Genomic DNA, 14,891 nt, shown 5'->3' with positions numbered 1-14,891 from the left:
GCTGGCGAGGCAGATGCTCGTTCCGCTCGTTCTGAAGTTGTTTTGTCTTCTTGGGGTGCTGCAAATGGAAGACGACGTTGTCAGATTGTTGACGGAGATACGCGACAATCAGCGGGAACAACTGGCCTTGGCCAGAGAGCAGCGGGAGATCGGCAACCGGGCCATCGACGAGTCGGTGCGCTTGCAGCGTCTCGCCATCCGCAGGCAGATGATCGGGATTATCATCGCGATCGTCTTTCTTGCGATCGGCCTGGCCGCCATCTTTTTCAAGGCATAATTGGTAGTAAGCGTTGATCGAGTCGTTGGGTCATTCTGCGGACTTGTGGCGTCCGGATTCGGGCGGCCCCGAAACCAAGGAGGCAGCTAGAATGCGAACAGTTCAGAGATCGCTGTGGTCGACTGCGGTTCTCCAAGTCGCCTTCTTTGCATTCTCAGGTGCGGTTGTTGCCGCCGATCGCCCGCCCAATTTCGTGATCATCTTCGCCGACGATCTGGGCTACGGCGACCTGGGCTGCTATGGTCACCCGACGATCCGCACTCCCAATCTTGATCGGATGGCCGCCGAGGGGATGCGTTTCACGCAGTTCTACTCGGCCGGCGAGGTCTGTACGCCCAGCCGTGCGGCGCTGATGACTGGCCGGCTGCCGATCCGCAGCGGGATGTGCAGTGACAACCCGCGGGTGTTGTTCCCCTCGTCGGCAGGGGGCATTCCCGACGGCGAGGTCACGCTGGGTGAAGCCCTCAAGGCCCGGGGCTATGCGACGATGTGCGTCGGCAAGTGGCACCTTGGACACCTGCCGCAGTACCTGCCCACAAAGCACGGCTTCGACGGCTACTTCGGCATTCCCTACAGCAACGACATGAAACCGACGCCGCTGATGCGGAACGAACAAACCGTCGAGGAGCCGGCCGTCCAGGAGACGCTGACGCCGCGATATACCGAGGAGGCCGTCCGCTTCATCAAAGCTAATCGCGACAAGCCGTTCTTCCTTTACTTCGCGCATACGTTCCCGCACGTGCCTTTGCACGCTTCCGCACGATACAAGGGCACGAGTCCACGGGGTCTCTATGGTGATGTGGTCGAGGAACTCGACTGGAGCGTCGGACACGTGCTGCAGACATTGCGGGAGCTCGGCTTGGCCCAGAATACACTGGTGTTCTTCACCAGCGACAACGGGCCATGGCTGACGCAACGGCAGAATGGTGGCTCGGCGGGGCTGCTGCGGGACGGCAAAGGAAGCACTTGGGAAGGCGGTATGCGCGAGCCGGGCATCGCTTGGTGGCCGGGACGAATCAAGGCCGGCCAGGTGACGACGGCACTGGCCGGAACCATGGACCTGTTTCCGACGTTCGTCCGACTGGCCGGCGGCGAGATCCCCAAGGACCGGGTCCTCGACGGCGTGGACATGGGCCCGGTATTGTTCGGAACGGGCCCAGGCAATCGCAATATCCATTTCTACTACCGCGGCCAGAGACTCATGGCCGTTCGCAAGGGCCCGTGGAAAGCCCATCTGATCACCCAGGACGGCTACGGGAAGAATATCGAAACGCACGATCCGCCGTTGCTCTTCCAGCTTGAGCAGGATCCATCGGAGCGGTTCGATGTGGCCAAGGAACACCCCGATGTGGTGGCCGATCTGCTGGCCGAGATCGAACGGCACAAGGCGACTGTCCAGCCGGTCAAGTGCCAGCTCACCGACCGGGTTCCTGGCGAATAAGCCCGCGGTCGGCCGATCTTTACGGAGCCCCGCCGGCAGTATAGCCTTGCGTCCCGGTGGCCGTTCATGCAAGGCGGGATGAAGGAGCCGCTATCCGGGTCAGTCTGCAACTCGTTGGCCCGCAATTCTGTTGATTGCCCGACTCGCCTGCTCGCCCGGATCCGCCGACGCCGGCGGCGCGTGACACCCGCCATGACAGGAGATTCCAGTGATCGACATGAATGCCATTCGAACAACTTGCGTGCGAGGCGTTTGTTGCTGGCTCGCCGTTTTCGTTGTGGCCGCAGTCGTGCACCGGGGCGGCAGACCCGCCTTCTCGCAGTCAACCGCCGGGCCTTCGCAGACGACCGCGCCGCCCAATGTGCTGGTGGTTTTCGACGATCAGCTTCGAGCCGATGCCTGCGGTGTCTACGGGGGGAAGAACACCACCACCCCGAATATTGACCGGCTGGCCTCGCAAGGCGTCACCTTCATCAATGCCGTGTCCACCTGCCCCCTCTGCACGCCGTACCGGGGCATGCTGCAAACCGGCCGCTACCCCACGCACAGCGGCCTGGTCCTCAATTGGGTTGAAGCCAACCCTCGTCAGCGCTGCATTGCCCACGTGTTTCGGGACGCAGGCTACCGGACAGGCTTCATCGGTAAGTGGCACCTGGCGTCCGGCAGACTGAAGAAAGCAGGCAAGCACGCCGTCACTCCCGAAGATGGCCGGCGGATCCAGAGGATGCAGGCCGAATACCAGAAGGAAAACCCGGAGACCGAATATGTCCCGCCCGGCCCGGCCCGGCTGGGATACGACCACTGGCAAGCGTACAACTTCCACACGACGTTCAATAATGCCTTCTACTATGAAGACTCGCCGCAGCGGCTGATCATGAAGGGATATGAGACTGATGCCGAGATGGACATGGCGATCGAGTTCATGCGAAGGCAGCAGGAAAAGCGACAGCCGTTCTTTCTGATGGTCGCGCCGCATCCGCCTCACCCGCCGTGGAAGCCCCAGGACTGCCCGGCGGGTTACCTGGAGCAGATTCGGCAGGACCTGATCTGGGCCCCCAACGTGCCTGAGGACCACGCCCTTCGCAAGAATCCCCTGCCCGCTCGTTGCTACTACGCGATGGTCAAGAACTTTGATGATGCCTTCGGGCGGGTGCTCGATTTTCTGGACAAGTCGGGCCTGGCCCAGAACACCATCGTGGTGTTGACGTCCGATCATGGCGACATGCTGGGCAGCCACGGCCGCCAGAACAAGATGGTGCCCTACCGTGAGGCAGTGAACGTCCCGTGCATCATCCGCTGGCCCGGTCGCATACCTGCCGGAAAGCGGATCGACGTTCTATTGACGCCGATGGACCATTTCCCGACGTTGTGCGGGCTTGCCGGCCTGCAAGCACCAACGACCTGCGACGGCACGGATCTGAGCGGCGCGCTTATGGGCAATAGGCGAATCGACCGCGACGCGGTCCTTATGGCCAACTACGTGTCGCATTGGGATTTCTTCGACACCGGCACGAACTGGCCCGAATGGCGTGGCATTCGGACCGAGCGATACACGTACGTCAAATGGCTAGACGGCAAGGAAGAACTCTACGACAACGTCGAGGACCCCTACCAGATGAAAAACCTGGCGGAGAGCCCAAAGGACTTGCCCCTTCTCCACGCGTTGCGCATCCGCCTGGCGGAACTGCTGGCCGATGCCCACGATGAATTCCTGCCCGGCACCGCTTACGCCGACTGGTACGACGATGAGCGGAACCTCGTGAAGACCGCGCTGGGACCCGTCGAGCGATAGTCGCAGGGGCTGTCGGATCGGTCGGCTGTCTTTTTTTGAATCGGCGGCGGCGTGAAAGGCCGGCTGAGGGTGTCCGACTCTACCGGCCAGGGGTCAGTACATACGTGCGGTGATTGAGAGCTTTCGCGCTCACCTTACCGATTCATCGCCGGGGTCACGGATGAAGGTGATCTTGCGTTGGGCGGGCTCCGACGTCACCCCGTGCAGTGTCGGATACCGAAGACCCTTTGCCACAGGGTGAACTGATACCCGCATTTTCGGCAAGACTTGGGCATGAAACCTCGGGCCGGATGGCCACAATTGGGGCAAAACATCGAGGGGGTTAGGGCGAAACTCTGTGCTTCGAGGTGAGGAATCTGCCCTGGTTTCGCGATAACAAAAGCAGCGCCGCATTCCGGGCAACGAGCAGAGGTCAAAGCGGTAAGATTGTAGCCGCAAGTCGGGCAGCGGAGCCCGGTGTCATCTGCAGCGCGGTCGATTTCGGGCGGTTCGTCGGGCAAGTCTTGCCTTCCCTTCGTGCGGCAGGACATGGCCACTCCGTCTCTTGCTCAATAGATTAACCGTCATCCCCCGGATCAAGGATGGCCATGAAGGCCTCCTGGGGGATGGTGACCTGGCCGACCATTTTCATGCGCTTCTTGCCCTCTTTCTGCTTTTCGAGCAGCTTGCGTTTCCGGGTGACGTCCCCGCCGTAGCATTTGGCGGTCACGTCCTTGCGAAGAGCCTTGATGGTCTCGCGGGCGATGATCCGGCCGCCAATAGCCGCCTGAAGCGGAATGTCGAACAGGTGCCGGGCGATCTCCTTGCGAAGCCGCTTGATCAAAGCCCGCCCGCGACGCTCGGCCTTCTCACGGTGAACGATGACCGAAAGAGCGTCCACGGGCGTGCCATTGACCAGGATATCCATCTTGACCAGATCGTCGGCATGGTAGCCGTGCAGCTCGTAGTCCATGGTCCCGTAGCCCTTGGTTGCCGCTTTCAGGCGGTCGTAAAAGTCGAAGATGGTCTCGGCCAATGGGAACTCATAGGTCAGCATCACTCGCGTGGGCGAGAGGTACTCGGTCTTGAGGTATTTGCCGCGGCGGTCCTCGGCGATCTTCATGATCGAACCGATCGAATCGGCCGGCACGATCAGGTTGGCGGTGATCATCGGCTCGCGAATCTCCTCGACGACCGACATGTCCGGCAACTCGCTCGGCGAGTCGATGTGAATTACCTCACCGCTCTTCTTGAGAATCTCGTAGGTCACCGTCGGGGCGGTCTGAACGACGTCGACTCCACCTTCCCGCTCCAGGCGCTCCTGGATGATATTCATGTGCAGCAGGCCGAGGAACCCGCAGCGGAAGCCGAAACCCAGAGCGTTGCTGTGCACCGGCTCGAACGAGAACGAGCTGTCGTTAAGCCACAACGTTTCCAGCGCCTCTCGAAGCTGCGGGGCTTCGGTCATCGGCCCGGGGTAAAAGTCGCAGAACACCATCCTCTGTGGCGGCTGGTAACCGGGCAGCGCCGTTGCCGCCCGGTTGCTTTCCAGGGTGATGGTATCACCGATGTTCACGTCGTGAATGGTCTTGATGCCCGCAATCAGGTAGCCCACCTCGCCGGCGGCAATCGAGTCGACCGCCTGCGGCTTGGGCATGAACTTGCCGATTTCTGAAACGGTATACCCTCGCCCGGCAGCCATGAGGACAATCTTGTCGCCGCGCTTGATGGAACCGTCCATCACCCGAACGTGGCAGACCACGCCACGGTGAACGTCGTTCTTGGCGTCATAAACCAAGGCGCGCAGCGGGACATCAATACTGCCGGCAGGCGGCCGGATCCTTTCGATAATTGCCCGGAACAATTCGTCGATTCCAAAACCGGTCTTGGCGGAGGTGAAAACGGCATGCTCGGCCGGCAATCCCAGGACGTGCTCGATCTCCAGCGCGACGTCTTCGGGCATGGCCCCGGGCAGGTCGATTTTGTTGACCACCGGGATGATATCCAGCCCGGCCGCAACCGCCAAGTAGGCGTTGGCCACCGTCTGGGCCTGCACGCCCTGCCCGGCATCGACCAGGAGCAGCACGCCCTCGCAGGCCGCCAGGGCCCGGGAGACCTCGTAATGGAAATCCACGTGGCCGGGGGTATCGATCAAGTTCAGCATGTACTCCTGTCCCTCATGCTCGTGGAAAACCGTCGCCCGGTTGGCCTTGATGGTGATCCCCCGCTCCCGCTCGATCTCCATGTCGTCGAGGAACTGAGCGCGCATCTCCCGTGCTGGCACGGCTTTAGTGGCGACCAGGATCCGATCGGCCAGTGTACTCTTGCCGTGATCCACATGGGCAATGATGCTGAAGTTGCGAATCAGGTTCCGGTCAAACATCGTCGCTGGGAACTCCCTTTTGCGTGTGGACCCTATAGTCTATCGACTATCGGACAGTTATGAAAGAGCTTGATGCTGGCTGTTTCGCGACCTTTCCGTTGCTTCGCACCTTCACCGTGATAGACTTACCCCTTCGGATCTGTCGGTACGGACCTCGCCGCCACTGCTGAGTAATTGCCATGCAAACCTACGAGAAACTGGGTGCTTTCTATCTTGGTCGCACTTATGACCTGCAACAGCGCCGCCCAACCACGGACCTGGTGCTGTACGACAGCCGCGATCTGGTCACACACGCGGTTGTCGTGGGTATGACCGGGAGCGGTAAGACCGGCCTCTGCGTCACGCTTCTGGAAGAGGCGGCAATTGACGGGATTCCCGCGATTGTCATCGACCCCAAGGGCGATCTGACAAATCTGCTTTTGACCTTTCCGGAATTACGTCCGCAGGACTTTCGCCCCTGGATCAACGAGGAGGATGCCCGCCGCCAGGGGCTTGATCCGGATTCCTACGCCGCCAAGCAGGCGGAGCTGTGGCAGCGCGGTCTGGCTGACTGGGACCAGGACGGCAGCCGCATTCAGCGCTTGCGCGACTCGGCGGAGTTCGTCGTCTACACTCCGGGCAGTGATGCGGGCCTTCCCGTGGCCGTGTTGAAGTCATTCGCCGCTCCGCCACCGGAGGTTGTGGGTGATTCCGAGGCCATGCGGGAGCGCGTGGCCGGTGTAACCGCCGGCCTCCTCGGCCTGTTGGGCATCGAGGCCGACCCGGTGCAGAGCCGCGAGCACGTTCTTCTGAGTACCATCCTCAACAACGCCTGGAACCAGGGGCAGGGGCTTGATATGCCCGCCCTGATCGCAGCCATTCAGAATCCGCCGTTCAGTCGGCTGGGCGTAATGGAGCTGGAGAGTTTCTATCCGGCCGCGGATCGGTTCGCCCTAGCGGTCCGGTTGAATAACCTGATCGCCTCGCCGGACTTCAGCCGATGGCTGGAAGGTGAGCCGCTGAATGTCGGCGAGATGCTCTATACGGCGGCTGCCAAGCCGCGCGTGGCCATCTTCTCGATTGCTCACCTCAATGACGCCGAACGCATGTTCTTCGTTTCGCTGTTGCTCAGCGCGACTCTGGGTTGGGTTCGCAGCCAATCCGGGACCGCCAGCCTGCGAGCATTGCTGTACATGGACGAGATCGCCGGTTACTTCCCGCCGGTGTCGAACCCCCCGTCCAAGGCCCCGCTGCTGACGCTGATGAAACAAGCGAGGGCATTTGGCCTTGGGGTGGTGCTGGCCACCCAGAACCCGGTAGACCTCGACTATAAGGGCTTGGCGAACGCCGGCACCTGGTTCATCGGTCGGCTCCTGACGCAGCGAGATAAGGACCGGGTGCTGGATGGGCTGGAGGGAGCCGCGGCCGGCGCTTCGAGCGAATTCGACCGAGCCGCCATCGATAAGATGCTCTCACAGTTGGAGAATCGCGTCTTCCTGATGAACAATGTGCACGAGGATACGCCCGCGGTTATCCACACACGCTGGGCAATGTCCTATCTTCGCGGGCCGCTGACCCGCCGGCAAATCCGGATGCTGATGGATCCCTATCGCCGGATTGTCTCAAAGGAGGCTCCGGTAAGAATGCCTCAGCGTGAAGGCGCTTTGCCCGCGGAGGCTGTTCCATCTCCGACCGTGCGGGTGCCGGCCGAGAGGACTTCGAGGCCCATCCTGCCCCCCGGCGTCCGACAGGCATTCATCCCTGCCCGCTCGGTACCGGCCGGTCCAAACGCGGTATATCGCCCCATGCTGCTGGCGACCGCGACGCTCCGTTACGCTGACACCAAGCTCAGCATCGACCAGGAACAGCGAGTGGTTTACTTGGTGCCGCTGATCCCACGGAGCGGCTCGCCGGTGGAATGGGACTCCGCGCAAACGACGGACCTCGGCGAGGCCGACCTTGATCCTGACCCAGCCGCTACGGCCTCCTTCGCCCCGTTGCCCCCGGAAGCCGCCAACGAGCGGTCCTATCAAGCCTGGAAAAAAGACTTCGCGGATATGCTCTACCGGAGATCTGTTCTGGAGCTGCTTCGATGTCCGAGTCTCGAGATAGTGAGCCGCCCCGGCGAGAGCGAGCGCGAGTTTCAACTGCGGATCTCGCAAGCCGCTCGCGAGCGACGCGACGACGAGGTCACGCGGCTGAGGGAGAAGTATGCTTCTCGGATGAACGTCCTGCAGGAACGTCTGCGCCGGGCCCGGCAAGCCGTGGAGGTTCAAGAGGAACAATCGCGGGCCTCAAAGCTCTCCACGGCCGTCTCGTTTGGCGGGGCAATCCTCTCGGCCCTCTTTGGCAGAAAGACGGCCGGCGTTCTGAACATCGGTCGTGCGGGCAGCGCCGTCCGCGGCGTAGGACGCTCCATGAAGGAGGCAGGAGACGTCCGCCGGGCAGAGGAATCGGTCGAGGCGGTGCAGCAGAAGATCGCCGATCTCGAGGCTCAATTGCGGGCGGATATCGATGCGATTAGTCAGCAGACCGGCGAGGCGTTGGAGCACATCGCAGTCCGTCCCAAAAAGTCGGACATCAGTGTGCGGTCCGTCCTGCTGGTGTGGGAACCGTGCTGGGATACAAGGTCACAAGTGGGTGGCTGAACCATTCGCCCGCCGTTCTCGGCTTCCTGCAAACGGTGAAAGCAACGAAAGCTCACGCGGCCGCTGGCACGGGCTCACGACGACCCCGCGGTTGTCGTGTTCGCGGTGCCGATACGCGAGGCACGGAGCGTTCAGGGCTTCGCGACGCTGCTTCCCCCCAGGCATGCAGACTAATGCCAACGACCAGCCCGATGCCTACCACGGCAAAGAGGATGCCCATCCAGATGGAACCATAGGGAACGATCGCGGACCAAGTGCCAACGGAAAGCGAAACCACGGCCGCGAAGCAGGTCCACACAAACAGGATCCAACGCACCATGGCCGATTCTCCGCTACCATTCGAACTCGTCGATCAACGAGAAATCACGGTGTCGCCTGTACAGACGACGAAAACGCAGCGCTGACCCGATCATGCTGATGCCCACTACTGCTGCGGTTGTGGCCACCAGGAGTTCAAGCAATCCCGGAAACAAGATGACGCACAAACCGATGGCGATCAGCAGAATCCCCAGCATCAGTTGGTGCTTCCACAAGAAACCCAGGTCAGCAGCTTCGAAGGCAAAAAACTCACGTACTCGCATGGTTTCACCTCCTCGTCCTGCAGACGCGTACTTGATCTCAGCCTCCGACTGACCGCCTACTCTATCTGTCCTTCTGCTACCGCTCGCGATTCCGCGCTAGCAAAAGACATGCCAGAGAATAAAACGGGAGCATCGTTTTAAATGGCTTTTCTGTAAAGACTTATGTTCGGCGTTACCGATGCAGGATGCCGACAGTCTGCCGTTCTGGCAGGATCGGCGCCACCGCGACCAGGCAAGGCCTCTGCGCTTTGTCCCGAAAAGCAGCTCTCTTCGAGCCGAGCGGCAGGCAAGTTGTTGATCCGCGACAAGCATGAGCTTGCCTTCGCGCCTCATGAAACGCGATTCACGGTCCGCCGTGGCCGGGTCGATCTTGACGTCGCTGTTCTCTCGAAACGCACTGGTCGGCCCGCAGCAACTTCGATCTTTGTGTCAGATCCGTGGCCGTTCCGCCAGACTCTTCGGCTGTGGCTCGCCCCGAAAACCAAGCTGCGGCCGGAGCCGGACTGCCTGCACCAGTCTGCCGCACAAGGTCGCAAAGCGACAACTTCGGGCACGTGACTGACATGTAATCGTCCTCCCTCGTTTTCATCGACTCCACAGCCGGCCAGCGCGCTCTAACCTAAGTCGGACCGCCTCTTTGCGGGTAGCAACCAAAACGCACTGTAATCCGGAAACATGTGCGCAAAACGCGCAACAGATACGACAGAAGAGACAAAGCAGATCCGCACGACCGGAAGGATGCCCCGAACGTCTGCCCGACCAGTTGATCGGGGCGATCCGCAATAGTCCCATTTTCTTTGTGGCAAGCTCCCATGTAGTCGTCCCAGATTATTCACGGGCTGGATTCCCATCGGGAAGCAGGGACCGAATCGGTGGCTGGAATCTGCGTCGAGATCGGCAGCACATTCGGTTGAAGAGGAGACTTCGTCGTCCACTTCTGCTTTCTCAGCGGCTTCGCAGGGACCTCAGCCCCCCGCGACGAGGAACCCGGAAAGGCACTCTGAACAACGGTCCGAGCTATGTTTTCGGCCCAGTCGCCTTCGGGTACAATAACCCTGTCGCACAACCGGAATGTCTGATTGAGGCCACAACATGCAGCACACCGCACAAGCTCCGCCAAGGATTCAGTACCTTCGGGTCCAGAACTACCGCGCCCTTCACGATCTCGAACTGCGGAACCTGACCCCGCTCACGGTGTTCGTCGGACCCAACGGGAGTGGCAAGTCAACAATATTTGACGTCTTCGCCTTCCTTTCGGAGTGCTTCTCCGTTGGCCTGCGCAAGGCGTGGGACAAACGTGGTCGCTTCAAGGAGTTGCGGACCCGTGGCTGCGAAGGTCCGATCACTATCGAGGTCAAGTACAAGGAGGTCAATCTACCAATCATCACCTACCATTTGGATATCGCGGAGGATTCGAAAGGACCGTACGTCGCGAAGGAATGGCTGAGATGGACCAGAAAAGTGGGTAAGGCGGGTCGACCGTTCAACTTCCTGGATTTCTCAGAAGGCCAAGGGACTGTCATTTCCGGCGAGCTACCGGAGGAGACAGACGAGCGCATCGATGAGAAACTTGATTCGCGGGAGCTTCTGGCCGTCAACACCCTTGGCCAGTTTGCCAGGCACCCTCGAGTGGGTGCCTTGCGTCGCTTTATAACGGACTGGTACCTGTCCTACCTGACCGCGGACAACACCCGAGGTCAGCCCGAAGCCGGGCCACAGGAACGGCTCTCGGCTTGGGGAGACAACCTGCCCAACGTCATTCAGTACCTCAAAGAGCAGCATCCCGAGCGACTGGACCACATTCTGCAAGTTCTATCGCGCAGGGTACCTCGCCTGGAAAAAGTTGATGCCGAGATCATGGCTGATGGACGGCTGCTCTTGCAGATCAAGGATGCCCCTTTCGAACGGCCGGTCATGGCCAAGTTTGCATCCGACGGGACGCTCAAGATGCTTGCCTACCTTGTTGTCCTGTATGATCCGTCGCCCCCGCGGCTCGTGGGCATCGAGGAACCCGAGAACCACCTTCACCCTCGCCTGCTGCCCGAATTGGCAGAGGAATGCCGCCAGGCTTCACAGGCCACCCAACTGTTGATCACGACGCATTCACCCTTCTTCGTGAACGGGCTGCGACCGCAGGAGACCTGGATCATGTACCGCGACGAGAAAGGTTACACGAAAGCCAAGCAGGCGTCGGAAATGGAAGGAATCACGGAATTCATTGAGGAGGGTGCTCAATTGGGATACCTTTGGATGCAAGGGCATTTCCGTGTTGGCGACCCGCTGGCCTCCAAACCGTCCTCGCCGCCAGCCCAAGCGAAGATACCGCATCGAAAGACTGAGCGACCCTGACGGAACTGACCGCGATGCACATTGAGTTCCTTGTCGAAGAACTCTCCGCCAAGGCAGCTCTTGATGAGCTTCTGCCTCGGTTGCTGGGGACCCAGGCAACCTTTGACGTGCACGCGCACCAGGGAAAACACGACCTTCTGGCCTGCTTGCCCAGCAAGATAAGGGCCTACGCCGGGTTTCTTCCGGCGGACTGGAGGGTGGTCGTGCTCCTCGACCTCGACCGGGAGGACTGCAAGAAGTTGAAACGCAAGCTCGATCGCATCGTTGGCGATGCGGGACTGAGAACGAAGATGTCCTCCGGGGGGCAAGCCGGATTTCAGGTGCTCAATCGGATTGCGATTGAGGAGCTGGAGGCCTGGTTTTTCGGCGACGTTGCCGCATTACATGCCGCCTATCCGCGCGTCCCTCTGACGTTGGGCCAAAAGAGCGGCTTCCGAGACCCGGATCGGATCAAGGGTGGAACCTGGGAGCGGCTTGAACAAGTCCTGCAGAGACACGGCTACTTCAAGAGCGGCTACCCAAAGGTGACGGCGGCTCGGGAGATCGCCAAACACATGGACCCGAGCCGAAATCGCTCGCGAAGCTTCCAGGTCTTCCGCGATGGGCTGCGGGCTCTCCTCGAATCGTAGGGCCCTTTCAGTCCCCGCAGGGTCGCTCGAATGCACAATGCGCGGTCAACCGACCAGACTCGCAGTTGAAGTCAACTCTGTCGCCTGACTCGCGTTCCAGATGGAGAATCCTCGACCAGATAGCCGCTGGCGGTGAGCACGTCGCGGATTCTGTCAGCGGTGGCAAAGTCGCCTTTCTTGCGGGCTTGGTCGCGTTGCCGGACAAGATCCTCGATTTCCGGGGAGATGTGCGCGGGGGGCTCGGCGGATAAAAGAATGCCGAGGACCGCATCCACCGCCCACAGGGCAGCCATAACTTCTTTGGCGTCTTCCTGGAAGAGCCGACCCTGCGTCATCAAGTAATTGGCCTGCCGCACCAGGCGGAAGAGTGCGGCGAGCGCGACTGATACGTTCACGTCATCGAACAACGCTTCCCGCAGAGACTCTCTCATCGCCAGTATGGAAGGTCCCAGCTCGGGCACGCGCGGCCCCGACGTGTTGACCGCAGCCAGCTTGGCAACGCACTCGTCGAGCCTGCGAAGCGAAGCAGCGGCGGCATCGAGCCCTTCATCGGTCAGCTCGATCGGCTGTCGATAGTGCGTCTGCAGGAGGAAGAAGCGGATTTCGCGGGCCGAGTACCCCTTCTCAAGCAGGTCGGGAAGGGTAATGCAGTTGTCCTGCCCATAGGCCATCTTCTTGCCCTTGGCCAGCACCAGTTCCGAGTGCAACCAGAAACGCGCCGGCGAATCGCCGGTAAGTGCTCTGCTTTCGGCCAGTTCGTTCTCGTTGTGCGGAAAGACCAGATCGGTTGCGGCGGTGTGGATGTCGAAGCGGTCGCCGAGTTTGCCCCGGGCCATCGCCGCGCACTGCACGTGCCAGCTCGGCCGGACGTTACCCCATTCGGTCCTGTGGCTGAGACCCTTCCGCATCTCGGCCAGGGTGCATCTCCGCATCAGCGTGAAATCACGAGGATCATTCTTGTCGTACCGCTCGAGGTCCACGGTGGCGCCGATTCGGATCTTGCCGAGATCCTTGCCGGATAGCTCCCCATAACTCTCGACCCGACTGATGTTAAAGTAAACCGAATGGTTCTTCTCGTACGCAAAGCCCTTCTCGACCAGCGACCGGGTCAGGTCGATCATATCGTCCACCGACTCCGATGCCCGTGCGTAGGCGGAGGCAGGTTTGATGCCCAGAGCCCGCAGATCCTCGTGGAACTCAGCCTCATGCTGGGCACACAATTCGGACATGGCTCGACCCGTGCTTTCGGCCGCCAGGATGGTGTTGTCGTCCAAATCGGTGATGCCGACGACGTGCTCGACGTCATACCCCGCCAGCTCCAACGTCCTGCGGACGAGATCGGCCGCCAGCATTCGCCTCAACACGCCAAGATGCGGGCGGGCGTGAACCGTTGGACCGCAGGAATACATTGTCACTTTGGCACCGCTTGATATCGGTTCGAACGCTTCGTACTTGCCCGTGAGGCTGTTGAAGAAGTGGACCTTCACAGGCGCGACCTCGGGCTCGGCCACCTGAAACAGCGTCGTCGACAGGTATCGCTCGCCGCCGTCGGGCAAGATCGCCACCACCACGCCGGAATCGATGCTCTCCGCAATCTGGCATGCCACGAACATGGCCGCGCCGGAGCTCATGCCGACCAGAAGGCCTTCCTCCCGAGCCAGTCGGCGGGCCATCTCGTAAGCCGCGTCGTCCTCGATGTTGATCTTCTCGTCAATCGCGGAGCGATCATAGATGCCGGGAACGTAAGCCTCCTTGAGATTCTTGAGTCCCTGGATGCGGTGCCCTAGATACGGCTCGACGCCGATCACCCGAACGGCCGGGTTCAGCTCCTTGAGCCGCTTGGAGCACCCGACCACCGTGCCTGTGGTGCCCATGCTGGCGACAAAGTGGGTGATCCGTTCCTGGGTCTGCGCCCAGATTTCGGGGGCGGTGGTCTCGTAGTGTGCGAGAAGATTGGCCCGATTGTTGTACTGGTCGGGAAGGAAAAACCGATCGGGCTCCCGGGCGGCTAATTCGTAAGCTTTTTCGATGGCCCCGTCGGTGCCCTGATCGGCAGGCGTGAGCAGGAACTCCGCCCCAAGAGCGGCCAGGATCTTCCGCCGCTCCACGGAGACGCCCTCGCTCATCGCCAACAGGATCGAATAACCCTTGATGGCCGCTACCATCGCCAGCCCGATCCCCGTATTCCCGGATGTCGGCTCCAGAATGGTCTTGTCCCGCGTAAGCTGGCCGCTTCGCTCGGCTTCTTCAATCATGTAAAGGGCAATCCGGTCTTTGACCGAACCGCCCGGATTGGCCCGTTCAAGCTTCGCGTATAGTTCAACCCTCGGGTTGGGATTAAGCCGGCGGATCGGCACAAGAGGCGTGTTGCCGATCAACGAAAGCAGCCCCGGCCGATCCGGCAGATTGCGCTTGCCGGGGGACGTGGATTCCATCTTGCTGTCATTCTTCGCGGTCATAACCACGCAATCGTACCGCATTCGGAATGCAAGATCACCTGCCGTCTCGGCGGCTCCTTCCCGGCGAGCCAGTGAAACTCCAGGTGGTCAGACGCTGCGGTTTCTTCAGAACCGCGAGCGTGCTTGCCACGCCAAAGCCCGGCGAAGGCGGGAGGGAGCGGCCGTCCTGTGACGGGTAGCCCGAGTCTGGTGGACCTGGGATTGTCCAAGCCTCTATTGGCCGACCACGATCTCCAGCGGCTGGCCGGTCGTAGCGGGGTGCGTCACATGGATCGTGTCGACGAACTGAGCATCGGTCAGGGTCAGGTGGTACGTTCCAGGCTCGGGCGAGATGGTCAGTGACAGCGTGGCCAGGACTGTCTGACCGGCGGGTA

The 14,891-nt window shown here is 60.9% G+C and carries 9 protein-coding genes; 6 read left to right on the top strand and 3 right to left on the bottom strand.

Annotated elements, in window-relative coordinates:
• Positions 1 to 64 precede the first annotated feature (64 nt).
• The 3 genes from PLL20_11215 to PLL20_11205 all read left to right on the top strand — a co-directional run bounded on the left by PLL20_11215 (position 65) and on the right by PLL20_11205 (position 3,510).
• Positions 65 to 277: a hypothetical protein gene (locus PLL20_11215; GenBank protein ID HPD30556.1), complete on the top strand. Its 213-nt coding sequence runs from the start codon at positions 65 to 67 to the stop codon at positions 275 to 277.
• A 91-nt stretch (positions 278 to 368) separates the two neighbouring features.
• The gene (locus PLL20_11210; GenBank protein HPD30555.1) at positions 369 to 1,718 is read left to right on the top strand and encodes a sulfatase; all 1,350 of its coding nucleotides are present in this window, start codon (positions 369 to 371) and stop codon (positions 1,716 to 1,718) included.
• Positions 1,719 to 1,935: 217 nt separating this feature from the next.
• On the top strand, positions 1,936 to 3,510 hold the full coding sequence (locus PLL20_11205; GenBank protein ID HPD30554.1) for a sulfatase: 1,575 nt from the start codon (positions 1,936 to 1,938) through the stop codon (positions 3,508 to 3,510).
• A gap of 556 nt (positions 3,511 to 4,066) precedes the next feature.
• Here PLL20_11205 and lepA read toward each other — a convergent pair.
• A complete protein-coding gene (gene lepA, locus PLL20_11200; protein HPD30553.1) occupies positions 4,067 to 5,872 on the bottom strand; it encodes a translation elongation factor 4 in 1,806 nt (601 codons plus the stop codon).
• Between the two features lie 179 nt (positions 5,873 to 6,051).
• Here lepA and PLL20_11195 point away from each other — a divergent pair, with 179 nt between their 5' ends.
• Entirely contained in the window at positions 6,052 to 8,499 is a 2,448-nt protein-coding gene (locus tag PLL20_11195; GenBank protein HPD30552.1) for a DUF87 domain-containing protein, read from the top strand.
• A gap of 332 nt (positions 8,500 to 8,831) precedes the next feature.
• Here PLL20_11195 and PLL20_11190 read toward each other — a convergent pair whose 3' ends face one another.
• Positions 8,832 to 9,080: a hypothetical protein gene (locus PLL20_11190; GenBank protein HPD30551.1), complete on the bottom strand. Its 249-nt coding sequence runs from the start codon at positions 9,078 to 9,080 to the stop codon at positions 8,832 to 8,834.
• A 1,092-nt stretch (positions 9,081 to 10,172) separates the two neighbouring features.
• Here PLL20_11190 and PLL20_11185 point away from each other — a divergent pair.
• Together PLL20_11185 and PLL20_11180 are read left to right on the top strand one after the other, a co-directional pair.
• A complete protein-coding gene (locus PLL20_11185) occupies positions 10,173 to 11,429 on the top strand; it encodes an AAA family ATPase (GenBank protein ID HPD30550.1) in 1,257 nt (418 codons plus the stop codon).
• A gap of 14 nt (positions 11,430 to 11,443) precedes the next feature.
• Entirely contained in the window at positions 11,444 to 12,058 is a 615-nt protein-coding gene (locus tag PLL20_11180; GenBank protein HPD30549.1) for a DUF4276 family protein, read from the top strand.
• A 71-nt stretch (positions 12,059 to 12,129) separates the two neighbouring features.
• Here PLL20_11180 and cysS read toward each other — a convergent pair whose 3' ends face one another.
• A complete protein-coding gene (gene cysS, locus PLL20_11175; protein ID HPD30548.1) occupies positions 12,130 to 14,517 on the bottom strand; it encodes a cysteine--tRNA ligase in 2,388 nt (795 codons plus the stop codon).
• Between the last annotated feature and the right edge of the window lie 374 nt (positions 14,518 to 14,891).

Source organism: Phycisphaerae bacterium, from assembly GCA_035384605.1.
Classification (GTDB): domain Bacteria; phylum Planctomycetota; class Phycisphaerae; order UBA1845; family PWPN01; genus JAUCQB01.
This window is presented reverse-complemented; position numbering and strand designations above follow the sequence as displayed.

Excerpts from the sequence above, each read along its gene's own strand:
- PLL20_11215 (HPD30556.1), top strand. The coding sequence starts at position 65 with ATGGAAGACGACGTTGTCAGATTGTTGACGGAGATACGCGACAATCAG.
- PLL20_11210 (HPD30555.1), top strand. The coding sequence starts at position 369 with ATGCGAACAGTTCAGAGATCGCTGTGGTCGACTGCGGTTCTCCAAGTC.
- PLL20_11205 (HPD30554.1), top strand. The coding sequence starts at position 1,936 with ATGAATGCCATTCGAACAACTTGCGTGCGAGGCGTTTGTTGCTGGCTC.
- lepA (HPD30553.1), bottom strand. The coding sequence starts at position 5,872 with ATGTTTGACCGGAACCTGATTCGCAACTTCAGCATCATTGCCCATGTG.
- PLL20_11195 (HPD30552.1), top strand. The coding sequence starts at position 6,052 with ATGCAAACCTACGAGAAACTGGGTGCTTTCTATCTTGGTCGCACTTAT.
- PLL20_11190 (HPD30551.1), bottom strand. The coding sequence starts at position 9,080 with ATGCGAGTACGTGAGTTTTTTGCCTTCGAAGCTGCTGACCTGGGTTTC.
- PLL20_11185 (HPD30550.1), top strand. The coding sequence starts at position 10,173 with ATGCAGCACACCGCACAAGCTCCGCCAAGGATTCAGTACCTTCGGGTC.
- PLL20_11180 (HPD30549.1), top strand. The coding sequence starts at position 11,444 with ATGCACATTGAGTTCCTTGTCGAAGAACTCTCCGCCAAGGCAGCTCTT.
- cysS (HPD30548.1), bottom strand. The coding sequence starts at position 14,517 with ATGACCGCGAAGAATGACAGCAAGATGGAATCCACGTCCCCCGGCAAG.